Raw genomic sequence first — 22,478 nt, forward strand, 5'->3', positions numbered from 1 at the left:
GGTCCGGCAGGGCAGGATGTACGCCGAGGGGGTGGCGGTCATGGCGGGGCGGATCCGGGACGAGGACATCGCGCTGGTCCGCGAGCGCACCGCCATCGCGGACGTCATCTCCGATGTGGTGACGCTCAGGTCGGCCGGTGGCGGCAACCTCAAGGGGCTCTGCCCGTTCCACGACGAGAAGAGCCCGTCGTTCAACGTCTCGCCCGCCCGCAACGTGTTCTACTGCTTCGGCTGCGGGGTCGGCGGTGACGCGATCAAGTTTCTGATGGACGCCGAGCACCTCGGGTTCATCGAGTCGGTCGAGAGCCTCGCCGCCCGGGCCGGCATCCAACTGCGCTACGTCGAGGACGACAGGTCGACGCCGCGTGCCCGCCCGCAGCAGGGGCAGCGGCAGCGCCTGGTGGCCGCGCACGCCGCCGCCGTCGAGTTCTATCGCGCCCAGCTCACCACCGCCGGCGCCCGGCCGGCCCGGGAGTTCCTCGCCGGGCGCGGCTTCGACCGGGCCGCCGCCGAGCGCTACGGCTGCGGGTTCGCCCCCGACGGGTGGGACCTGCTCACCAAACACCTGCGCCAGCGGGGCTTCAGCCACGACGAGCTGGTCACCGCCGGCCTGTCCCGCCCGGCCCGGTCCGGCTCGCTGATCGACAGGTTCCGGCGTCGCCTGATGTGGCCGATCCGGGACATCACCGGCGACGTGATCGGCTTCGGCGCCCGCAAGCTGTTCGACGACGACGACGGCCCGAAATACCTCAACACCCCCGAGACGCCGATCTACAAGAAGTCGCACGTCCTCTACGGCATCGACCAGGCCAAGCGGGAGATCGCCAAGCAGGGCAAGGTGGTGGTGGTGGAGGGCTACACCGACGTGATGGCCTGCCACCTCGCCGACGTCCCGACCGCGGTGGCGACCTGCGGCACCGCGTTCGGCTCGGACCACATCTCGGTGCTGCGCCGGGTGCTCTTCGACAGCGACGAGCGGGCCGGGGAGATCATCTTCACGTTCGACGGGGACGCCGCCGGCCAGAAGGCCGCGCTGCGGGCCTTCGAGGACGACCAGCGCTTCGTCGGGCGTACGTTCATCGCGGTCAGCCCGGACAACATGGACCCGTGCGACCTGCGGCTGGCAAAGGGCGACCTGGCCGTCCGCGACCTGGTGGCCCGCCGCGAGCCGCTCGTGGACTTCGCCCTCCGGCACGTGATCACCCGGTTCGACCTCGACACCGTCGACGGCCGGGTCGAGGCGATGCGCCGGGCCGCGCCGCTGGTCGCGAAGATCAAGGACCGGGAGAAGCGTCCGGAGTACGTCCGCAAGCTGGCCGGCGACCTCGGCATGGAGATCGAGCCGGTGCAGCGCGCCGTGCTCACCGCCGCGCACGCCGAGCCGGGCGGCGGCCGTCCCGCGCCGTCCCGCCCGGGGCCCACCACGCCGGCCGTGGACAGCCCGCGGTCGATGGTGGAGCGGGAGGCGCTGAAGCTGGCGCTCCAGGAGCCGGTGCTGGCCGGCCCGATGTTCGACGCCGTCGAGGTCACCGACTACCAGCACCCGGTGCACGCCGCGGTCCGCGCCGCCGTCGCCGAGGCCGGTGGGGCGGCCGGCGCCACCGGCGGCGCGGTCTGGATCGGGCGGGTCCGCGACGCCTGCGCCGACCTGGCCGCCCAGGCCCTGGTGGGCGAGCTGGCGGTGGAGCCGCTGCGCATCGACGGCGAGGTCGACCCGAGGTACGTCTCGGTCACCATGGCCCGGTTGCAGTGGAGTTCGGTCACCGGCCGGATCCGGGACCTCAAGTCGAAGATCCAGCGGATCAACCCGGTGAGCAACAAGGACGAATACTTCGCCCTCTTCGGCGAGCTGCTCTCGCTTGAGCAGCACGCGCGGGCGCTACGCGAGCAGGCCGCGGGAGGACTGTGATGGGGCTGTTCCGCCGCCGCCCGAAGCTGCCGCCGGCCGACCGGCCGCCGCTCGCCGCCGACGAACGGGTGCTCGCCTGGGCCGCCGCCGGCAACGGCGAGGGCGACGGCGTGCTTGTCGCCACCAACCGTGGGCTGTGGCTGCCCGGTCGCGGCCACCGCCTGGGGTGGCACGACATCCTCAAGGCGATCTGGTCCGGCCGCGAGCTGACCGTCACCCCGGCCGAGCCGGTCGGGGAGCGGGACGGCTACCTCGTGGTCGCCGACGCCCCGGCCGAGACCTACCTGCTGCTCGATCCGGGCGACCTGCCGCACCAGGTGCGGGCCCGGGTGACCGGCTCGGTGGCGTACACCGCGCACCATCAGGTGCCGGGCGGTGCCGGCCGGATCGCCGCCCGGCGGGTGTCCGGGGTCGACGGTCTGACGTGGACGGTCCGCTACGACCCGGGCACGCCGGCCGACGACGAGGCGGTGGTCGCCGAGACGGGCCGCCTGGTCGGCGAGGCCCGCGCCGCGACCACACCCGCCGACGCCTGAGCGCGACCGGCGCGGGTTCGAGCTGCGCTGAATTCGGGTCGTCGGAGTTCCATACCGGCTGTTAGCGTCGCGGGATGTTCGCCACCGACCGGGTCCGGTTGCGCCCGCCCACGCCCGACGACGCGCCGAACATCTTCCGGCTCGACGGTGACCCCGAGCTACACCTGCTCACGGACGGCGAGCCGTTCCTGCCGCGCCACGTCGGCCAGGTCCGCGCCCGGCTGGAAAAGCAGGGCAGCGAGCCGCCCGACGGCCGCACCTCCGTGTCGCTGCTGGCCGAGACCGTGGCCGACGGCACGTTCCTCGGCGGCTGCTCGCTGTGGGGGATCAGCGCGTTCGAGCGGTACGCCCACCTCGGCATCTCGCTACTCCCCGAGGCGCGTGGCCAGGGCTACGGGACCGAGGTGATCCGGTTGCTCTGCCGGTACGGCTTCCGCAACCGCAACCTGCGCCGGCTGGAGATCGAGACGCTGGCCGGCAACACGGCGATGCGGCGAACCGCCGAGACGTGCGGCTTCACCCACGAGGGCACCCAGCGGGAGCGCGCGTACGACGGTGACGGCTTCGCGGACCTGGCGATCTACGGTCTGCTGCGGCGCGACTGGACGCCGTAGCCGATGCCTGTGTCGGCGAAGTCCTCCCCCTCCGGCAGTCGCGCAATGCCATAGCGGATCTCGGCGACAGTGACGGCTGTGGTGTACAGGCCAGTGCTTGAACTCTGCCGAAGCCATGTCAGCACCACGGGCTCGGGCTCGGCCCGCATGAGTTCCGAGACGACGTTGGTGTCAAGAACGATCATCACTCGGGCAGGCTCGCCGCGCGGGCTCGAGTGGAGCGGGCGGGCAGATCCAACTCGACGCCACCTAGCCGGTTGAACCGGTCGGTGAGCGCACCGAACAGATCGGTCCCCGGAGAGTCCTCGGCGACTGCTGCGCGGAGACGCAACTTCTCTCGGACTGCGTCGTCGAGGTCTCTGATGCTGAGGGCTGCCACGTTCTCCTCCCATCTGAGCAGATGAGAGCAATGCTAGCGCCGTATGGCTGACGGTTACCGTAGGTCGTCGGCCGGGACGCTCGGGGTAAAAAGAAAGGCAAGGAGTCGACCGCTCCCTGCCACTATCAACGTATATCGCACCCCGGGTCTTGTGGCAAGACCCGGGTGCTGTTGAAGAATCTCCGTTCGACGCCGACCTGGCGACATCGAAACGGGGGATTCCATGATCGACGTGATCATCGTGGGTGGCGGGCCGACCGGCCTGATGCTGGCCGCCGAGCTGCGGCTGCACGACGTGGGCGTGGTCGTGCTGGAGCGGGAGCCGGAGCCGAACGTCGTGGTCCGCTCGCTGGGCATGCACGTCCGCAGCATCGAAGTGCTGGCACAGCGTGGCCTGCTGGAGCGGTTCCTCGCGTCCGGGCAGACGTTCCAACTCGGCGGCTACTTCGCCGGCATCGCCAAGGCGTGGCCGCAACGGATGGACACCGCGCACAGCTACATCCTCGGCATCCCGCAGCCCGTCACCGAGCGCCTGCTGGCCGAGCACGCCACCGAGGCCGGCGCCGAGATCCGGCGGGGGAGCGACCTCGTCGGGCTGAGCCAGGACGAGGGCGGAGTGACAGCCGAGCTGGCCGACGGCACCCAGCTGCGCGCGCGGCATCTCGTCGGCTGCGACGGCGGTCGCAGCACGGTGCGCAAGCTGCTGGGCGTCGGTTTTCCCGGTGAGCCCACCCGATACGAGACGCTGCTGGGCGTGATGGAGCTGACCGCGCCGCGGGACGAGGTGATCGCGGTGATGACGGAGGTGCGCAAGACGCAGCTTCGGTTCGGCGCCGGGCCGGTCGGGGACGGGGAGGGGCTGTACCGCGTGGTCGTGCCCGCGGCCGGCGTGGCGGAGGACCGCACCGCACCGCCGAGCTTCGAGGAGTTCACGCAGCAGTTGCGGGCGACCGCCGGCACCGACTTCGGGGTGCACTCGCCGCGCTGGCTCTCCCGCTTCGGTGACGCCACCCGCCTTGCCGATCGCTACCGGGTCGGTCGGGTGCTGCTGGCCGGCGACGCGGCGCACATCCACCCGCCACTTGGCGGACAGGGGCTCAACCTCGGTCTCCAGGATGCGTTCAACCTGGGCTGGAAGCTGGCCGCGGAAGTCGGTGGGTGGGCGCCGGCGGGTCTGCTCGACACGTACGAGACCGAGCGGCGGCCGGTGGCGGCGGACGTGCTCGACAACACCCGGGCGCAGACGGAGCTGATGTCCCTGGAGTCGGGCCCGCAGGCGGTCCGGCGGCTGATGACGGAGCTGATGGACTTCGAGGAGGTGAACCGCCACCTGATCGAGAAGATCACCGCGATCTCGGTCCGGTACGACTTCGGCGAGGGCCACGAGCTGCTCGGCCGCCGGTTGCGGGACGTGCGACTGAAGCGGGGCAGCCTGTACGGGCTGATGCACTCCGGACGTGGGCTGCTGCTGGACCAGACGGGCGGGCTCTCGGTGGCCGGCTGGGCGGATCGGGTCGACCACGTCGTCGACGTCAGCGAGGAGTTGGACGCGCCGGCCGTGCTGTTGCGGCCCGACGGGCACGTGGCCTGGGTCGGTGACGACCAGCGGGAGCTGCTCGACCGGCTGCCGCAGTGGTTCGGGGCCGAGGCCTGATCGACCGGCGGGCGGTGTAACACCATGGGCGCCAGAGCGAGTCAGCGGTGCCCATGGTGTTACACCCGCCGCTCAGACCTCCGCCACCAGGACGTTGGGCAGGTCTCCGAAGCGGGCTTTCGCGTCCCGGCTCAGGATGGCTCGTCCGGTTTCGGCCGCGTGGGCGGCGATGATCAGGTCGTGGGCACCGCGCGGTGTCCCGGCGCGGCGTACGTGTGCGATGAGTCGTGCGTGGTGGGCGGCCGTCGCCTCGGTGTAGTCGAGGACATCGACAGCGCTGACGATCGCCGCTAGGGCTCGCGCCCGGTCGGCCGCGCGGGCGACGGTGTCGGCCAGTTCGATGCCGACCCGGTATTCGGCGACGGTGACGGCGGCGATCGCCAGCTCGTCCTCGTCGAGCGAGGCACGGTCGGGTGTGCCGCGTTCGTAGGCGATGAGGACGTTTCTGTCGAGGATCAGGCGTCGGCCCACGGATCCGTCCGTTCGCTCGTCACGTAGCCGAGGGCGTCGGCGATGTCCCGTTCGAAGTGATCATCGGGCGACGGGACGTCGGTCAGTGCGGCTCGAAGGTCGCGACCGGTGCGACGGTGTGCTGGATGGATCTCCGCGATCGGGCGGTTTCCGCGCGTGACGACGACGCTCTCGCCGCGCTCGATCGCGTCGAGGAGATCGGAGAATCTCCTCGACGCTTCGGTGGCCGAGATGGCACGCATGCCGCAAGTGTATCTGATAATCAGACTTCTTGGCCGCCGCCGCGGCTCACGACGCTGTCGCGGTCCGCACCGGCACCTGCATCTCGGTCACCCACCTGTCGAACTCGTCCGGCGGGCAGTCCAGGTAGACCTCGCGGGCGAAACCGGGCTCGACCGCCCGGTGACCGTTGTCGTCGATCCAGTTGGCGAGCTTCTCCCCGGTCCGGAACGCCTCCGACATCGGGCCGTGGTGCAGCGCGGTGGCCGCGTACTCGATGGGGGGAAGCGTGACCACCTCGAACTCGGCGGCGGGGTGCCCCTCGGCCGTCCCGATCGGGAACGCCGCGTGCACCCGGATCGTCTCGTCGCCCGGCTCGGACGGCGCCGGCTCGTACCAGGCGATCGGCGCGCCGGTGATGGCCACCCCGTGCCGCTCCAGCGACTCCATCAGCCGGGGATAGAGCGGCGTGAGGTTCTCGGTGATCGACGTCGGGTGGTCGTAGCCGGCGGCCGTGCCGGACAGTTGCGCCACCCGGATCGCCGGGATGCTCTTCAGGACGACGTCTCCGGTGTCCATGTGTCCCTCACTCTCGATCATGCGGAGTCGCGCGTCGACCTGGGCCAGGCGGGCGGTGTCCTGCCGCATCCGCGCGGCCAGTTCGGTCCGTCGCAGGCGCAGCATGCCGCGCAGCTCGGCGGGATCCACCTCTTCGTCGATGAGTGTCTGCACCTGCTGGAGGCTGAAGCCCAGGTCCTTCAGGGCGGTCACCCGGTTGAGCAGGCGCAGTTGCACGGCGGTGTAGAAGCGGTAGCCGCTGTGCGGGTCGACGTGGGCGGGACGCAACAGGCCGATGGCGTCGTAGTGGCGCAGCATGCGCACCGACACCCGGCCCAGGCCGGCGAACTCTCCGATACTGAACATGGTCTGCTCAGCATCGGCCCTGACACGGTGTGAGGGTCAAGAACGTCAGCGGTTGCCGCCGCTGCGGTAGAACCGCCGCGCGCCCGGATGCAACGGGATCGGATCGCTGAGCGCGGCGCTGGAACGGGTGAAGTTCGCCGCCTCCGGGTGCACCTGGGCCAGCTCGTCCTGCCACGTGAAGAGCACCCGGGTCAGGTCGTACGCGAGTTGGTCGGGCATGTCCGCGGCCACCAGGATCACGTTCGCCACCGTGATGGTAGGCGTCGGCTCCGGCGTGCCGTAGACCTCCTTGGGCAGGATCGCGGTGGTGTAGACGGGGCCGAAGCGGGCGCCGAGCGGCTCGATCAGGTCGCTCAGCGGCAGCAGCCGGAACTTCCCGGGCGCGACGGAGAGCAGGTCCTTGATGCCCGGGGTGGGCAGCCCGCCGGAGAAGAACATGGCGTCCAGAGCGTTTGCCCGCATCCGCTTGACGGTCTCCGGCAGCGACAGGTTGACCCGTTGGATGTCCCGGTCCGGGTCGATGCCGGCGGCGGTGAGCAGGCGTCCGGCGACGATGTCGGTGCCGGACTTCGGCGAGCCCGTGGAGATCCGCTTGCCGCGCAGGTCGGCGAAGCTGCCGATCTTGCCGTCGGCGCGGACGATCACGTGGGTGTAGTTGCTGTAGACCCGGGCCAGCGCCCGCACCGGCTGCGGCTGCTTGTCGAAGATGCCCCGCCCGCTGACCGCGTCCGCGGCGGTGTCGGCCAGGCTGAACGCGATCTCCATGTCGCCGCTCGCCACCCGGGTGATGTTCTCCACCGACGCGCCGGTCGGCTCCGCCCGCGCCTCGTAGCCGGGCAGGTGCCGGCTGATCAGGTCGGCGTACCCGCCGCCGAGCTGGTAGTAGACGCCTGTGGTGTTGCCGGTGGCCAGGAAGATCCGCCCGCCGTGCCACGCCTGGGTCTCCGGCTCCCCGGCGCCGCACCCCGCCGCCACCAACACCACCGACAGCAGGGCGGCCACGAACCCCAGCGGGCGGCGGGTCACTGCCGGACCGCCGGTTCCAGCGCCTCCGCCACCCGCTGCACGAGCGTCGCCGTCTCGTAGCCGATCTGGCCCAGGTCGCACCCGGGCGCGGCGAGCACGCCGAGCAACGCCCGCTCGCCGACCGCCATCACCAGCATCACCCCGCCGTCCATGTCCACGATCTGCTGACGTACCCGGCCGGCCGACATCAGCCGGGCCGCGCCGACGGTCAGGCTGGCCAGGCCGCTGATCACCGCGGCGAGCTGGTCGACCTGGTCGGCGGAGAGGTCCGGGGAGGAGGCCAGGCGCAGCCCGTCCTCGGAGACCGCGAGCGCGTGCGAGACGTCCGGCACCTGCTCGGCGAAATTCGCCAGCAGCCAGTCGAGTCCGGCGGTAACGGGTGTGGTCATGGCGTTCTCCCGGTGGGTGTGGTGGTGTTCGAAGCACGGCGCGTCGCGCTTGCGACCCCCGCGGCGAGCGCGGACAGCCGGGCGCGTACGACCTCGGGGTCGAGCAGGTCCGTCGCCGGCGGCGGCGTGGTGGTGCTGGGCATCGGCGCGGGCAGGTGTCCGCCCCGGGTCCGGCGCGGCAGGCCCGCGCCGGTGGTCGACACCGGCGACGGAGGGGCGCTCACCGGCCGGATCCGCGCCTCGACCGGCACCGGCAGGGCGTTGCCCGGCGGGCGTACCGGGGCGACGCCGCGCACACCGCGCACGCCGGGCGGCCGGCCGGCCGTCGGCGCGGCGGTGACCAGGCCGCCGGCCGCGGCGACCGGTTCCGCCGTGGCCCCCGGCTTGAACCAGGGCGCGGCGGGCCCGTGCGGCGGCCGGCGGTCGGCGGCCGGCCGGCGGGTCACCGCCTCGACCCGGGTCAGCGCCGACTCGGGCACCTCCACCTGCGCCACCGTTCCGCCGCCGAGGTGGTGCAACTGCACCCGGATGCCGTGCCGGGCGGCCAGGTGGGCCACCACGTGCAGGCCCATGCTCCCGGCGGCGGCGCTTGACAGGGTGGCCGGCGCGGCGAGCCGTTCGTTGATCTCGGCCAACCGGCTGTCGCTGATGCCGATGCCCTGGTCGTGCACGCGCAGCACCAGCCCGTCCACGGTGCGCCGCCCGTCGACGAGCACCCTGGACTCCGGCGGTGAGTAGACCGTGGCGTTCTCCAGCAGCTCGGCCAGCAGGTGCACCAGGTTGCCGGCCGCCGCGCCGTGCACCGCGGCGGCCGGCACGTCGATCTCCACCCGCGGGTAGTCCTCGATCTCGGACGCCGCCGCCCGCACCACGTCGTCCAGGAGCAACGCGCCCTCGTGCCCCCGGCCGGGTTCGCCGCCGGCGAGGACCAGCAGGTTCTCGCCGTTGCGGCGCAACCGGGCGGCGAGGTGGTCGAGCGCGAACAGCCGGGCCAGCGCGTCCGGGTCGGTCTCCTCGCGTTCGAAGTCGTCGAGCAGCCGGAGCTGGCGGGTGATCAGCGTACGGATGCGCCGGGCCAGCGCCTCGGCCATCCGGGTGACGTCCAGCCGCAGCTCGGCCTGCTGACCGGCGAGGCGCAGCGCGGCCCGGTTGACCGTGTCGAACGCCTCGGCGACCTGCGCCACCTCGTCCTGCCCCCGGCGGATCCCGTCGGTCATCCGGGTGGCCGGACCCGCCACCGGCGCGCCCTCGCCCGCCGCGATCGCGGTGATCCGTTCCGGCAGCTCCCGGTTCGCCATGGTGAGCGCCGCGACCCGCAACCGGCGCAGCCGGCGGCTGGTGCGTACCGCGAGCAGCACGGCTGTGACAAGCGAGCCGAGCGCGACGGCGCTCGTCGCGGCGGCGGTCAGCAGCGCGCGCAGCCGGGCGTCACCGGCCAGCTCGGCGGCGTCGGTGTCCAGGTCGTCGGAGAGTTCCCGGCCGAGCAGGTTGTACCGGCGGATGGCGCCGCTCTGCGCCACGTACCAGGCGTCGCCGTCGGTGCGCAGCGACTCCGGCGTGCCGTCGGTGTCCAGCACCGCGTCGCGCATCCGCCGGGCGGCCGTCACGTCGGTGCCGTCGACCACCCGGTACCAGGCGGCGTTCGCCGGGCCGGAGGCGATCCGGAGGAATTCGGCCTGCCGCTGCTCCCGGGCGCCCCGCAGCCGGCCCAGCCGGGCCAGCTCGCCACGCTCCAACGCGCCCCGGACGAACACCGCGCGCAGCAGGTCGCGTTCCAGCGCGGAGAGGTGCTCCTGGGCGGCCACCGAGGCGACCTCGCGTGCCTCGTTGGCCAGGCCGGCGTCGCGGAGTTGGCTGGGCAGCGCGTCCGCGACCGCGAGCAGCGACTCCACCAGGGACCCGTACGCCGGGTCGGCGCGCTCCCCGGTCACCGCCAGCGCGCGGGCCGGGTCGAGCTGGTCGAGGTGACCGTTGGCGTCGTCGAGCACCCGGGCCAGGTCCGGGGCGGCCCGCCGGGCGTCGCCGCCGGCCGAGCGGTACCTGTCGACCGCGGCGTCCACCCGGCGTCGCTGGGCGTCGACGAGCGGCCGGCCGGCGTTACCGCCGCGCTGGCGCAGCGCGGCCGTCTCGGCCAACTCGCGTTCCAGCTCGTGCACCAGCCGGACGGTCGCGGTCGCGGTGCCGGCCAGCACGCGCGCCCGGTCGGCGTCCGCGGACGCGTCAAGCGCCGCGCCGGCCTGCGCCGCGCCGAGCACCACCAGACCGGCGGTGGCCACCAGGATCGGCGCGAGCAGTTGGACGCGCACCGATCGGAGGCGCCCGGCACGGTCCGCGGAACGGTGGTGCCGGCGTACGCGGGTGGGGTGGGGCAGCGGCACGGGGCTCTCCGGGTCGGGTGTGGGTCGGCCGGGCCCGGACGCGGGGTCCGGGCCCGGCCGGTCGGGTCAGCTCGCGCCGAGGTCGGTGAGCGCCCGGTCCGCGCCCCGGTGCAGCGGCACCGGGTCCGTCTTGCGGGCGTTGCCCAGCTCGATGCCCTTGGCGGCCGGGTTCGCCTGGGCCAGCGCGTCCTTGCGGTCGAAGACCGTCCGGGTGATCGCGCAGGCGACGTCCGCGTCGAGGTTGTCCCGCACCAGCAGCACGTTCGGCACCACGATGGTGGGCACGTCGGCAGGCGTCCGGTAGATGTCCTTGCCGATGGTCCCGGCCTGGTACGCCGGGTTCAGCTCGGCCATCTTCGGCAGCAGCGGGCTGAGGTCGAGGAACGTCACCTTGTCGCCGGAGGTGGTGAACAGGTCGGTGACCCCGCCGGTCGGGATGCCGCCGGACCAGAAGAACCCGTCGATGCTGCCGTCCTTCATGCCGTCGACGGTCTTGGTGAGGTCGAGCCGCTGCGCCTGGACGTCCTTGGCCGGGTCCAGCCCGGCGGCGGTGAGCAGCCGGTTGGCGATGACCTCGGTGCCGGACTTGGGCGAGCCGGTGGAGATCTTCTTGCCCCTCATGCCGGCGACCGAGGTGATCCCCGAGTCGGCCCGCACGATCACCTGCGTGTAGTTGTCGTAGATCCGGGCCAGCGCCTTGACCGGCTGCGGCGAGCTGAAGCTGCCCTTGCCCTGCACCGCGTTGACCGCGGTGTCGAACAGCGAGAACGCCACGTCGTACTGGCCGGCGACGAGCTGCTCGACGTTCTGCACCGAGGCGCCGGTCTCGGCGGCCGTCCCGGTGAGCTTGCCGTCGGTCGTCTTCGTGAGTTCACCGGCGAGCGCGTTGCCGACCACGTAGTAGACGCCCGTGGCGTTGCCGGTGGCGATGCCGACCCGGGTGTCCTTGGTGACCTTGCAGGTGACGTCGCGGGCGGCGTCGTCGGTCGCCGCGCCGTCCTGCCGGCCTCCGCACCCGCCGGTGGCGACCAGGGCCAGCGCCCCGACACCCGCCGCTATTCGCGTGTCGATCCGTCTCACGTGCTCTCCTCCCCAGGGGATTCCTCTGCCGACGGGCGGCCGGCGCCACGTCGGGCGTACACGCCCGCGACGGCCGACGCGGCGAGCACCACGCCGATCGCCATGGGCAGCGGTTCCAGCCAGAGCAGCACCAGCCCGGCGACCGCGCCGAGGAGCCGTTCCGGCGGGCCGGCCGGGCCGACGCCGGGTAGCCACCCGCCGGCCGCCACGGCCAGCACGGCGACGCCGAGCGCGGAGACCAGGCCGGCAAGCGCGATCCGCCCCGCCCCGCCGATGCCGAGCAGCCCGAGGCCGGTCGGCGTGATCACGAAGGCGAGCGGGATGAGGTACGCCGGCAGCGCGTACCGCAGGGTCTGCCACATGGTCGGCACCAGCCGGCCGCCGGTGATCGCGGCGGCGGCGACCGCGGCCAGCGCGGTCGGCGGCGACACCTCGGACAGCACCGCGAAGTAGAAGACGAACATGGCCGCGGCGGGCGCGGCGACGCCCAGGTGCAGCAGCGCCGGGCCGATGATCACCCAGCCGATCACGAAGGACGCGGTGACCGGCACGGCGAGGCCGAGCAGGCTGAGCGCGACCGCGGCGAGCACGGCGGTGAGCGCCAGCACCACCGCCGGTTCGGAGCTGACCGACTGCGCGCCGCCGATCAGCAGCGCCGCCGCCTGCGGGCCGAGGCCGGTCTTGGTGGTGGTGGCGGTGATGATGCCGGCCGCGGCGCACACCGCGCTCACCGCGAGCACCCCGCGTACGCCGTCGCGCAGCGCCGCCACCAGCCGGGCCGGGGTGAGCCGGTGCCGCCGGTCCAGGAAGGACAGCGCGGCGGCCAGCCCGGTGGCGAGCACCACCGCCCGCATCGCGGAGGCGCCGAGCGCCAGCACCACGATGATCACGAGGAGCGAGAGGAAGTGGTAGCCGAAGCGGGCCAGCAGCCGCCACGCCGAGCCGGTGTCGAGGATGACCGGGCGCACGTCCGAGCGCCGGGCGTCGATTTCGACGGAGAGCAGGATGCCCAGGTAGTAGAGGACTGTCGGCACGGTGGCCCAGCCGAGCACCTGGAGGTATGAAACGCCGAGGTATTCGGCGATGATGAAGGCCGCGGCGCCGAGCGTGGGCGGGGAGAGGATCGCGCCGACCCCGGCGGCGGCGAGCATGCCGCCGGCCCGCTCGGGCGGGTAGCCGGCGCGGCGCAGGATCGGCCAGGTGACCGCCCCGATGCTGACCGTGGTGGCGGCGCCGGAACCGGAGACCGTGCCGAGCAGGAACCCGGAGGCGACCGCGGTCCGGCCGGCGGCGGTGCGGGATCGGCGGAACGCGGCGGCGGAGAGTTCCACGAAGAACCGGCCGGCCCCGGAGAAATCGAGCACCGCGCCGTAGATGGTGAACAGCACGATGTAGGAGGCGGCCACGTCGAGCGGGGTGCCGTAGAAACCGCTGTCGGAGTTGTAGAACGCGTCGACGAGCTGCCCGAAGTCCAGGCCGGCGTGCGCCACCGGCCACGACTGCGGGAACAGCCCGCCGTAGTAGCCGTAGCCGAGGAACAGCACGCACACCGCGGGGAGGATCCACCCGGTGGTGCGGCGGCACGCCTCAAGCAGCAGGAGCAGCAGGCCGGTGCCGAACGCCACGTCAAGCGGGTCCAGCAGGCCCTGCCGGTCGAGGAACGCGTCGTAGCCGCCGCCGGCCGCGCCGAGCGTGACCGGCAGCACCGGGTAGAGGCAGACCCCGAGCGCGGCGGCGGCCAGCAGCCAGTCGACCGCCGTCGGCCGCGTCGTGTGCCGTGTCCTCGCGGGGTACGCGAGGAAAACCATCGGCAGTACGCCGGCGAGAAAGATGATGAGGTAGTACTTGCTGCCCTGCGAAAGCGGAAAGAACACCTGCCGGAGGGTCAGCAGCGCGACCGCGACGGTGGCTCCGGTGAAGAGGATTCCGACCGGCCCGGAGAGCACCCGGCCCGGTTTCTCCTCCTCGAAACGGGCGGCCAGTTCGCGGGTGCCGGGGTGTGCCGGATCGCGCGTGTGGTGGTCTCTCGCGCCCGGTCCGTCGTCCGCCCACGCCGGGTCGGTGACGTCACCCTCGTCCGGCGGGAGCGGCACCTCGGCGGCGTCCACTTCGGACTCACCCGACTCGCCGGCGGACGGCCGGGGCGGCGGGGGAGTGGCGTCGGAGGGGCGAACGGGTGGCACGAGGGGGGACGATACGCGAATGGCGGACACGTTGGGAACATTGCCGATGGTGATTGCGTTGAGTGACGGATCACGGCTCCGATCACTCACCGCGCACTCATTCTGAATCGCTTTCGCAATTGTCTGGTGCCATGCGTACTGGTCACTTGCGGTAGGCATGATGACCGAGCGTGTCCGCTTCCGCGGCATGCCGCCCTTATCCGCATCCTGAGAGCACTTGCTTCGGGCTGCCGTGCAGGGCGGAAAAAGGTGCAAAAGGTGCGAGCCGGGCCTGTTCCGATCGGATTTCGGACAGGGCGGGGCGGGTGGCGGATTCTGGTCAGATCTCGGTCGGGCGGGGTGTGCGGGCCCATGCGACGAAGCGTTGTGCCAAGTCCTGGGGAGCGGTGCCGTCACGTACGGTGGCGAGGTCGGTCGTCGCCTCGCACAGGAGCGTGCCGAGGTACACCAGCAACGCGATCCGATCCTCGCGGTACTCAGCGAGCAGGGCGAGCCGGGCGGGCGAGCACGGCCACGCCGCGCCGCAGATTCGGCAACGCCAGGACGGACGCGCCGCGACGTGGGGGCGGTGCCGGGGCATCAGGATGTGCACTTCCCGTCGCAGGTGAGCAGGGCTGGTGTTGCCGGGCGCCGGCAACACCGGGAGTCGACGCGCATGGGTGAGCCCTCCGTGGTGGTGACTGGAATGGGGGCGTCGGTGGACCTCGTCGTGCGCCGACGCCCCCGGCCTGGTTCCGCCCGCCGTCCGATCCCGTGAGCGGTTCCGCTGCGTGACAGTCTGGTGACGACGCGACTACGGTGGGAGATCCGGCACGGCGACGACAAGCGCGTACGGCGGCCGGCTCCCGGGTGTGTCGAGGATGTACGGAGGCGGTCCGTGGAACTGTCGTCCATGCTTGAGCACTTCGCCGAGGAGCTGCGGCACGCCCGCGCGGCCAACGGCATGTCCCAGACGTCGTTGGCCGAGGCGTTGACCTACTCCGGCGCGCTGGTGGCCAAGGTGGAGACCTGCGAGCGCCGCCCGAGCCTCGATTTCGCGCGCCGCTGCGACACGGTGCTCGGCACGGACGGGCGCTTCGAGCGCATCCAGCGGCGGATCGGCCGGGAGAGCGTGGTGCCGTGGTTCCGCGACTGGCCCGGCATCGAGGCGGACGCCACCGCGCTGCGGTCGTTCGAGCCGGTCTGCGTGCCGGGCCTCCTCCAGACCGAGGGCTACGCCCGCGCGCTGCTCAGCGGCGGCGGGCTGTTCGCGCCGGAGGAGGTGGAGCAGCAGGTGGCGACCCGGCTGGACCGCCAACCGGTGCTGACCCGGGAGCGACCCCCGCTGCTCACGTTCGTGGTCGACGAGCACGTGCTGCGCCGGAGCATCGGCGGGCCGGAGGTGATGCGCGAGCGGGTGCGCCACCTGGTGAAGGTCGGCACGACGTTGCCCCGGGTGCGGATCCACGTCGTGCCGTTCACCGTCGGCGCCTACCCTGGCGTCAACGGCCCGTTCGTGATCGCCACCCCACCGCACGGCGAGGACGTCGTCTACCAGGAGGGCCAGCTCCACGGTCAGGTCGTCGACCGCGCCGACCACGTGCGGCGGATGGTCGAGGTGTGGGAGTCGGTCCGCGGTGAGGCACTATCGCACCAGCAGTCCCTCGATTTCATGACGGAGGTGGCGGAGACATGGACCTGAGCAGTGCCCGGTGGCGCAAGAGCAGCCGCAGCAACGGCCAGGGTGGCAACTGCGTGGAGGTGGCGGACGGCCGGCCCGGCGTGGTCGCGGTGCGCGACTCCAAGGACCCGGGCGGCCCGATCCTGGCCTTTGGCCCCGACGCCTGGCGCGCGTTCGTCGACCGGCTCCCCGCCCGCTGACCGACGCCGGCCGTCTCCCGCTGACCGGCTCCGGCTCGGCGGGGCGGCGGTGGTCCCGACACCTCCCCCGGCGTCCGGATCAGGTCGTGCGAGCCCGGGCCCGCCCCGGGTGGCGGTGAACGGGTGCGCTGGCCTTCCTCGGTCGTTCACCCGGTTACCACGCCCCACCCCCGCGACCATTCCGCCGTCAGAGTGCCACCCACCACCCCCGAACCGGACACATGGCGACCGGATTCCGCACGCCGTCAACACCCCCAGGCCCACGACTGGAACGCCATGGACGCCTCAGCGCGTCCGGGACGGCCGTAGCGTTCCACCCGCGCTCTGTTGAGGCGACGACTGGAACGCTGTGGACGCCTCAGCGCGCCCGAGACGGCCATAGCGTTCCACCCGCGCTCCGCCTTTGGGGGGTATCGGGGCGTCGGAGACAGCCAAGGGGGCGACGAAAGGTGGCGTGGCCCTCCTGAGAAACGCCTGGTTATCCGTCCCCGCCTCGGGGCAAGTCGTGGGTGACGACACGACGACGAGGGGGTGCGATGGCCGGCGAGGAGTCTTCCGTCCGCGACGGGCGCGACCGCATCGAGCCGGTGGGGCCGGACGACCGCATCGAGCCGGTGGGGCCGGACGACCGCACCGGGCGGGTGGGGCCGGACGACCGCACGCAGCCGGTGGGGCCGGACGACGGGCCGGACAGCCCGACCGACCTGTCGGGCACGGGTTGGATGGCGACGCTCAAGCGGACCGCCCGGGAGTTCCAGGACGACAGCCTGACCGACTGGGCCGCCGCGCTCACCTACTACGGCGTGCTCTCCATCTTCCCGGGCCTGCTGGTGTTGATCTCCCTGCTCGGCCTGCTCGGTGACCGGGCCACGAACGGGGTGCGGGACACGGTCGGCCAGGCGGTGCCGGAGGAGAACATCCGGAAGATCATCGAGAGCGCGATCGACCAGGCCGGGCAGTCCGGCGGGCTGGCGAGCGTCGCGGCGGTGATCGGTCTGGTCGGCGCGTTCTGGTCGGCGTCCGGCTACGTCGCCGCGTTCATGCGCGCCTCGAACAGCATCTACGACGTGCCGGAGGGCCGGCCGATCTGGAAGACGCTGCCGATCCGGCTCGGCGTGACCGCGGTGATCGGCGTGATGCTGCTGCTCAGCGCCGTGATCGTGGTGTTCACCGGTGGGCTGGCCGAGCAGGCGGGCAGCGCGATCGGGCTCGGCTCGACCGCGGTCACGGTGTGGAACATCGCCAAGTGGCCGGTGCTGCTGCTTCTGGTCAGCCTGATGTTCGCGATCCTCTACTGGGCCTCGCCGAACGCCAAGCACGGCGGCTTCCGCTGGGTCAGCCCGGGCGGGATCCTCGCGGTGGTGCTCTGGCTCGTGGTGTCCGGCCTGTTCGCGTTCTACGTCAGCAGCTTCGGCTCGTACAACAAGACGTACGGCGCGGTGGCCGGTGTGATCATCTTCCTGGTGTGGCTCTGGCTGAGCAACGTCGCCATCCTGCTCGGCGCGGAGTTCGACGCCGAGTTGGAGCGCAGCCGCGCCATCGCCGCCGGGCTCCCCGAGGACGAGGAGCCCTACGTCGAGCTGCGCGACGACCGCAAGCTGCGCAAGAAGCGCAACGCCCCCACTTCCCGCTGAGCCGAACCGCTGAGCCGAACCTCTGCCGCCCCGCCCGGGCCATCCGGGCGGGGCGGCGCGTTTTCATGATCCGGAACGCTCTTTTGCTCGTATGGACAAAAGTTTCCGTCGGATGTGCCGAAGCTATGGACACCTGACCCGGAACGCTCCTACTGTGTCGGACACAACACCGATTCCGATGCGAGGTGACTGCCGGTGCGGACGGTCGACCCCCTGCACGTGCGGCTCCTGCGGGTGCTCCGGGACGAGGGCCCGATCTCCCGCGCCGAGCTTGGCGACCGGCTCCAGATGCCCCGCCCACGGCTGCTCGCCGAGCTGGACCGGCTTGTCGCCCTCGGCTACGTGGCCGAGGCCGGGCTGGCCGCCTCCCGTGGCGGTCGCCGTTCCACCCTGGTCGAGCTGAGTCCGCGCCTCCGGTTCGCCGCGGTCGACCTGGGCGCCAGCTCGATCGACGTCGAGGTGGTCAACGGCCGGCTGGAGCCGGTGACCGCGTACGCCGAACCGGCCGACATCCGCTCCGGCCCCAAGGTGACCCTGCACCGGGTCAACGACCTGCTGCACAAGGCCAAGGCGGACGGCGCGTACGAGCGGCTCGACGCGATCGGCATCGGCGTGCCGGGGCCGGTGAGCTTCCGCGACGGCGTGCCGGTCTCCCCGCCGATCATGCCGGGCTGGGACCGCTTCCCGGTCCGCGAGCTGCTCACCCGCGAACACGGCTGCCCGTCCGTGGTGGACAACGACGTCAACATCATGGCCATCGGCGAGCGGCACGGCGGCGTCGCCCACTCGGTCGACGACTTTCTCTTCATCAAGATCGGCACCGGCATCGGCTGCGGCATCTACCTGCACGGCGAGGTCTACCGGGGCACCGACGGCTGTGCCGGCGACATCGGCCACATCCAGGTCGACCCGAACGGGCCGATGTGCTCCTGCGGAAACGTCGGCTGCCTGGAGGCGGTGTTCAGCGGCGCGGCGCTGGCCCGGGAGGCGACCGCCGCGGCCCGCGCCGAGGTGTCGCCGGCGCTTGTCGAGCGGCTCGCCGCCCGGGGCTCGGTGACCGCGCTCGACGTGGCGCAGGGGGCGATCGAGGGGGACGTCACCTGCATCCAGCTCATCCGCGACGGCGGCCGGCGGGTCGGCAGCGTGCTCGCCGGGCTGGTCAGCTTCACCAACCCGTCGATGATCGTGATCGGCGGCGGGCTGGCCCAACTCGGCCACATCCTGCTCGCCGAGATCCGCAGCGTGGTCTACCGCCGCTCGCTGCCGCTTGCCACCGGCAACCTGCCTGTCGTCCTCTCCGAGCTGGGTCCGCGTGCCGGCGTCGCCGGCGCGGCCGTGCTTGCAAGCGACGTCGCGTTCGGCGAAGCCAATTGAACCCGTCCGAGGAGGTCGAGATGACCGGGAAGGAACCGCTTGTCGAGGCGCCCGCCGACGCCGTCGCGGGTGAGGTGGTGTTGCGCCTCACCGACGTGGTGAAGACGTTCCCCGGCGTACGCGCGCTCGACGGCGTGCAGCTTGAGGTGCGGGCCGGCGAGGTGCACTGCCTGCTGGGGCAGAACGGCGCCGGCAAGTCCACCCTGATCAAGGTGCTCGCCGGGGTGCACCGGCCGGATTCCGGCGAGGTGGTGTGGCGGGGCGAGCCGGCCGCGTTCGCCAACCCGCAGGCCGCCATGCGCGCCGGCATCGCCACCATCTACCAGGAACTCGACCTGGTCGACGACCTGTCGGTGGCGGAGAACGCGTTCCTCGGTCACGAGCCGCGCCGGCTGGGCTTCGTCAGGCGCGGGCAGATGGCCCGGCGTACCCGGCAGATCCTGGCCCGGCTCGGTCACCCGGAGATCCCACCCGGGCGGCTGGTCCGGCACCTGCCGGCGGCCGGCAAGCAGATCGTCAGCATGGCCCGGGCGCTGTCGCACGAGGCCCGCCTGATCATCATGGACGAGCCGAGCGCGGTGCTGGCCCACGACGAGGTGGGCAACCTGTTCCGGATCATCCGGGAACTCGCCGCGCAGGGCATCGCGGTCATCTACATCTCGCACCGGCTGGAGGAGATCCGCGAGATCGGCGACCGGGTCACCGTACTCAAGGACGGCCGGACCACGGCGGCGAGCCTGCCGGCCCGCGACACCCCGACCCGCGACCTGGTCGCCCGGATGACCGGGCGGACCATCGAGTACGTCTTCCCGCAGCGCCCGGCCGACGACGGGGGCGGCGCGGAACTGCTGCGGGTGGACGGGCTGACCCGGCACGGCGAGTTCGCCGACGTGTCGCTCGGCGTCCGGGCCGGGGAGATCGTCGGGATCGCCGGGCTTGTCGGCTCCGGCCGCTCGGAGCTGCTGGAGACGATCTTCGGGGCCCGCCGGGCGCACACCGGGACGGTCCGGCTGGACGGGAAGGCGTTGCGCCCCGGCAGCGTGGGCGCGGCGGTGCGGGCCGGCATGGGCATGGCGCCGGAGGAACGCAAGAGCCAGGCGCTGCTGCTCGGCGAGCCGATCTACCGCAACGTCACGCTTGCCACCTTCGGCCGGTACGCCCGCCTCGGCTTCACCGACGCCGGGCGGGAACGGACCGAGGCGGACCGGGTCGCCGCCTCGCTGGAGTTGCGGCCCCGGGACGTACGCCGGCCGGTGCGCACCCTCTCCGGCGGCAACCAGCAGAAGGTCGTGGTCGGCCGGTGGCTGCTCGGGGACACCCGGCTGCTGCTGCTCGACGAGCCGACCCGGGGCGTGGACGTGGGCGCGCGGGCCGAGCTGTACCAGGTCATCCGCGACCTGGCCGCCCGGGGCGTCGGGGTGCTGCTGGTCTCCAGCGAGGTGCCCGAGGTGCTGGGCCTGGCCGACCGGGTGCTTGTGATGCGGGAGGGCCGGGTGGTCCGGGAGGCCCCGGCCGGCGAACTCGACGAGAACACCGTGCTCGACCTCGTCATGGCGGGGTCCCTCATGGAAGGCGCACCGGCATGAGCGAAGCGACGGACACCACGCTCCCCGCGCAGTCGCCACCCGTGGACCGGGCGGAGACCGCGAAGGCCGACGCGGCGGCCCGGCTCTCCTGGTGGCGCGGCGACGGCGGGGAGGGCGCCAAGCGCAACCTCGGGCTGCTGGCCACGCTCGTGGTGCTCGTCGTCATCGGCATCCTGACCCGCCCCGACCTCTACGGCGACCCGAACTGGGTGTGGGGCAACACGCTCACCATCCTCAAGCTCGCCTCGGTGGTCGGCGTGGTCACCGTCGGCATGACGTTCGTGATCATCGGCGGCGGCATCGACCTGTCGGTCGGCGCGATCGTGGCGCTGGCCGGGGTCTGGTGCACCACCGTCGCCACCCAGAGCTACGGCGCCGGCGGCATGATCTTCACCGCGCTCACCGTCGGGCTGGCCGTCGGCGTGGTCAACGGGCTGCTCGTCTCGTACGGGCGGCTGGTGCCGTTCATCGCCACGCTTGCCATGCTCGTGGCCGCCCGGGGGCTGGCCGCGGAGATCTCCGACAAGCAGACCCAGGTCTCCACCAGCTCGTTCATCAACGGCATCGCCACCACGAAGGTGCTCGGCATCCCGCTGCTCGTCTACATCCTGGTCGCCGTGGTGGCGGCCGGCTGGGTGCTGCTCAACCGGACCACGTTCGGCCGCCGCACGGTGGCGGTCGGCGGCAACCCGGAGGCGGCCCGGCTCGCCGGGATCAACGTCCGCCGGCACACCGTGCTGCTCTACGCGCTCTCCGGTCTCTGCTGCGGCATCGCCGCGGTCATGCTCACCGCGCAGGCCACCTCCGCCCAGGCGGCGATGGCCAACCTCTACGAGCTGGACGCGATCGCCGCCGCGATCATCGGTGGCACGCTGCTCAGCGGCGGGCGGGGAACCATCATCGGCTCCCTGCTCGGGGTGATCATCTTCTCCACGATCACCAACCTGTTCGCCATCAACAACCTCTCCGCCGAGGCCCAGAACATGGTCAAGGGCGGCATCATCGTCGCCGCCGTCCTGGTCCAGCAGGTGCAGTTCCGCAGCCTGACCCAGTTCCTCGCCCGCAACCGGGCCACCACCACCTGACCCCACCGCGCCGCCAGGCCGCCGTCTCCCGACGGTGGCCCGGCCCGCCACACCCGAAAACCACCCCACCACCTGCATCCAGGAGGTCGTCATGAGAAGTGACCTGTCACGTCGCCGGCTGCTGTTCGGCGGAGCCGCAGTCTCCGCCGGGGTGCTGCTCGCCGGCTGTACGAGCAACGAGCAGTCCCCGACCGAGGCGCAGACCAAGGCCGCCGCGACCGGCGCCGCCGCCGAGCCGGGCAAGAAGGTGACTATCGGTTTCTCCGCCCCGGCCGCCGACCACGGCTGGATCGCCGCCATCACCAACAACGCCAAGGCGCAGGCCGGGGCGTACGGTGACGTGGAGCTGAAGTCGGTGGAGGCCGGCGCGGACGCGGCGGCCCAGCGGGCGGCGCTGTCCACGCTGATCTCCCAGAAGCCGGACGTGATCGTGCTGCTGCCGCACGACGGCAAGGAACTCAACGCGTTCGGCCTGGAGGCGATGAAGGCCGGCATCCCGGTGGTCAACCTGGACCGGGCCTTCCCGGACGCGCGGGCCTACCGGTTGCAGATCAAGGGCGACAACTACGGCATGGGGGTGGCCGCCGCCACCTACATCGCCGAGCAGCTCAAGGCCAAGGGCGTGAGCAACCCGGTGATCGGCGAGATCCCCGGCATCGAGTCGCTGGAGCTGACCCAGGAACGGTCGAAGGGCTTCTCCGACACGCTCGCGTCGTACGGGATGAAGGTGGCCAACAGGCGTCCGGCCGAGTTCACCGTGGACTCCGGCCAGCAGGCCGCGACCGGGCTGTTCCAGGCCCTGCCGAAGATCGACGCGGTCTGGAACCACGACGACGACCAGGGCATCGGTGTGCTGGCCGCGGTCAACCAGGCCAACCGCAAGGAGTTCTTCATGGTCGGCGGCGCCGGCTCGAAGAAGGCCATGGAGGACATCGCGGCCGACAACACGGTGCTCAAGGCGACAGTCACCTACAGCCCGTCGATGGCATCGTCGGCCATCTCCCTGGCCCGGCTGATCGGGCAGGGCAAGGGCATGTCCGACCTGGTGGAACTCCAGGTGCCGAAGGAGATCGTGCTCTCCTCCGAGACGATCACCAAGCAGAACTCGGGCGACTACCTGAAGCTCGGGTTCTGACACAAGGGGGGAGACCGGGTTGTCCAGTCACGACAGGATCCT

Annotated in this window: 22 protein-coding genes; 11 read left to right on the forward strand and 11 right to left on the reverse strand. The window is 72.3% G+C overall.

The window, feature by feature from the left end:
- The first annotated feature begins 16 nt into the window (after window positions 1-16).
- The 3 genes from dnaG (at window position 17) to SM450_RS20875 (ending at window position 3,059) form a co-directional block, all read left to right on the forward strand.
- The gene (gene dnaG / locus SM450_RS20865) at window positions 17-1,909 is read left to right on the forward strand and encodes a DNA primase (RefSeq protein ID WP_474621559.1); all 1,893 of its coding nucleotides are present in this window, start codon (window positions 17-19) and stop codon (window positions 1,907-1,909) included.
- Window positions 1,909-2,445 carry a hypothetical protein gene (locus SM450_RS20870; RefSeq protein WP_474621425.1) on the forward strand — a complete coding sequence of 179 codons (537 nt, stop codon included), beginning with the start codon at window positions 1,909-1,911 and terminating at the stop codon, window positions 2,443-2,445. The genes dnaG and SM450_RS20870 overlap by 1 nt, the downstream gene beginning before the upstream one ends.
- 74 nt (window positions 2,446-2,519) lie before the next feature.
- Window positions 2,520-3,059, forward strand: coding sequence for a GNAT family N-acetyltransferase (locus tag SM450_RS20875; protein WP_474621426.1), 540 nt, complete (start codon window positions 2,520-2,522; stop codon window positions 3,057-3,059).
- Here the strand turns inward: SM450_RS20875 and SM450_RS20880 are convergent.
- Both SM450_RS20880 and SM450_RS20885 read right to left on the reverse strand, forming a co-directional pair.
- Window positions 3,026-3,244: a PIN domain-containing protein gene (locus tag SM450_RS20880; protein ID WP_474621560.1), complete on the reverse strand. Its 219-nt coding sequence runs from the start codon at window positions 3,242-3,244 to the stop codon at window positions 3,026-3,028. The genes SM450_RS20875 and SM450_RS20880 overlap by 34 nt on opposite strands.
- Window positions 3,244-3,438, reverse strand: a complete 195-nt coding sequence (locus SM450_RS20885) for a FitA-like ribbon-helix-helix domain-containing protein (protein ID WP_474621427.1) — start codon at window positions 3,436-3,438, stop codon at window positions 3,244-3,246. The genes SM450_RS20880 and SM450_RS20885 overlap by 1 nt, the downstream gene beginning before the upstream one ends.
- Before the next feature lie 223 nt (window positions 3,439-3,661).
- Here SM450_RS20885 and rox point away from each other — a divergent pair, with 223 nt between their 5' ends.
- On the forward strand, window positions 3,662-5,092 hold the full coding sequence (gene rox / locus SM450_RS20890) for a rifampin monooxygenase (protein ID WP_474621428.1): 1,431 nt from the start codon (window positions 3,662-3,664) through the stop codon (window positions 5,090-5,092).
- A 72-nt stretch (window positions 5,093-5,164) separates the two neighbouring features.
- Here the strand turns inward: rox and SM450_RS20895 are convergent, their stop codons facing one another.
- The 9 genes from SM450_RS20895 to SM450_RS20935 all read right to left on the reverse strand — a co-directional run bounded on the left by SM450_RS20895 (window position 5,165) and on the right by SM450_RS20935 (window position 14,354).
- Window positions 5,165-5,563, reverse strand: coding sequence for a type II toxin-antitoxin system VapC family toxin (locus tag SM450_RS20895; protein ID WP_474621429.1), 399 nt, complete (start codon window positions 5,561-5,563; stop codon window positions 5,165-5,167).
- Window positions 5,548-5,805, reverse strand: coding sequence for a type II toxin-antitoxin system Phd/YefM family antitoxin (locus tag SM450_RS20900; RefSeq protein WP_474621430.1), 258 nt, complete (start codon window positions 5,803-5,805; stop codon window positions 5,548-5,550). The genes SM450_RS20895 and SM450_RS20900 overlap by 16 nt, the downstream gene beginning before the upstream one ends.
- A gap of 46 nt (window positions 5,806-5,851) precedes the next feature.
- Window positions 5,852-6,706 carry a MerR family transcriptional regulator gene (locus tag SM450_RS20905; RefSeq protein ID WP_474621431.1) on the reverse strand — a complete coding sequence of 285 codons (855 nt, stop codon included), beginning with the start codon at window positions 6,704-6,706 and terminating at the stop codon, window positions 5,852-5,854.
- Between the two features lie 45 nt (window positions 6,707-6,751).
- On the reverse strand, window positions 6,752-7,732 hold the full coding sequence (locus SM450_RS20910) for a TAXI family TRAP transporter solute-binding subunit (protein WP_474621432.1): 981 nt from the start codon (window positions 7,730-7,732) through the stop codon (window positions 6,752-6,754).
- Entirely contained in the window at window positions 7,729-8,121 is a 393-nt protein-coding gene (locus SM450_RS20915) for a roadblock/LC7 domain-containing protein (RefSeq protein WP_091071202.1), read from the reverse strand. Before SM450_RS20915 ends, SM450_RS20910 begins: the two co-directional genes overlap by 4 nt.
- Window positions 8,118-10,427, reverse strand: a complete 2,310-nt coding sequence (locus tag SM450_RS20920; protein ID WP_474621433.1) for a sensor histidine kinase — start codon at window positions 10,425-10,427, stop codon at window positions 8,118-8,120. Before SM450_RS20920 ends, SM450_RS20915 begins: the two co-directional genes overlap by 4 nt.
- A gap of 138 nt (window positions 10,428-10,565) precedes the next feature.
- A complete protein-coding gene (locus tag SM450_RS20925) occupies window positions 10,566-11,579 on the reverse strand; it encodes a TAXI family TRAP transporter solute-binding subunit (protein WP_474621434.1) in 1,014 nt (337 codons plus the stop codon).
- A complete protein-coding gene (locus tag SM450_RS20930) occupies window positions 11,576-13,687 on the reverse strand; it encodes a TRAP transporter permease (RefSeq protein WP_474621561.1) in 2,112 nt (703 codons plus the stop codon). Before SM450_RS20930 ends, SM450_RS20925 begins: the two co-directional genes overlap by 4 nt.
- A 394-nt stretch (window positions 13,688-14,081) precedes the next feature.
- Window positions 14,082-14,354, reverse strand: coding sequence for a flavin reductase (locus tag SM450_RS20935; RefSeq protein ID WP_474621435.1), 273 nt, complete (start codon window positions 14,352-14,354; stop codon window positions 14,082-14,084).
- Window positions 14,355-14,639: 285 nt separating this feature from the next.
- On the opposite strand from SM450_RS20935, the gene SM450_RS20940 reads away from it, so the two are divergent.
- The 7 genes from SM450_RS20940 (at window position 14,640) to SM450_RS20970 (ending at window position 22,436) form a co-directional block, all read left to right on the forward strand.
- A complete protein-coding gene (locus tag SM450_RS20940; RefSeq protein WP_474621436.1) occupies window positions 14,640-15,443 on the forward strand; it encodes a helix-turn-helix domain-containing protein in 804 nt (267 codons plus the stop codon).
- Window positions 15,434-15,622 carry a DUF397 domain-containing protein gene (locus SM450_RS20945; protein WP_474621437.1) on the forward strand — a complete coding sequence of 63 codons (189 nt, stop codon included), beginning with the start codon at window positions 15,434-15,436 and terminating at the stop codon, window positions 15,620-15,622. The genes SM450_RS20940 and SM450_RS20945 overlap by 10 nt, the downstream gene beginning before the upstream one ends.
- Before the next feature lie 536 nt (window positions 15,623-16,158).
- Complete coding sequence (locus SM450_RS20950; RefSeq protein ID WP_474621438.1) at window positions 16,159-17,256, forward strand: YihY/virulence factor BrkB family protein; 1,098 nt, start codon at window positions 16,159-16,161, stop codon at window positions 17,254-17,256.
- 195 nt (window positions 17,257-17,451) lie between these two features.
- Window positions 17,452-18,630, forward strand: a complete 1,179-nt coding sequence (locus SM450_RS20955) for an ROK family transcriptional regulator (RefSeq protein ID WP_474621439.1) — start codon at window positions 17,452-17,454, stop codon at window positions 18,628-18,630.
- Window positions 18,631-18,650: 20 nt separating this feature from the next.
- Window positions 18,651-20,216, forward strand: a complete 1,566-nt coding sequence (locus SM450_RS20960; protein WP_474621440.1) for a sugar ABC transporter ATP-binding protein — start codon at window positions 18,651-18,653, stop codon at window positions 20,214-20,216.
- Complete coding sequence (locus SM450_RS20965) at window positions 20,213-21,301, forward strand: ABC transporter permease (protein ID WP_474621441.1); 1,089 nt, start codon at window positions 20,213-20,215, stop codon at window positions 21,299-21,301. The genes SM450_RS20960 and SM450_RS20965 overlap by 4 nt, the downstream gene beginning before the upstream one ends.
- 91 nt (window positions 21,302-21,392) lie before the next feature.
- Window positions 21,393-22,436, forward strand: coding sequence for a substrate-binding domain-containing protein (locus tag SM450_RS20970; RefSeq protein WP_474621442.1), 1,044 nt, complete (start codon window positions 21,393-21,395; stop codon window positions 22,434-22,436).
- The last annotated feature ends 42 nt before the right edge of the window (window positions 22,437-22,478 follow it).

It is taken from the genome of Micromonospora marincola (assembly GCF_056150385.1).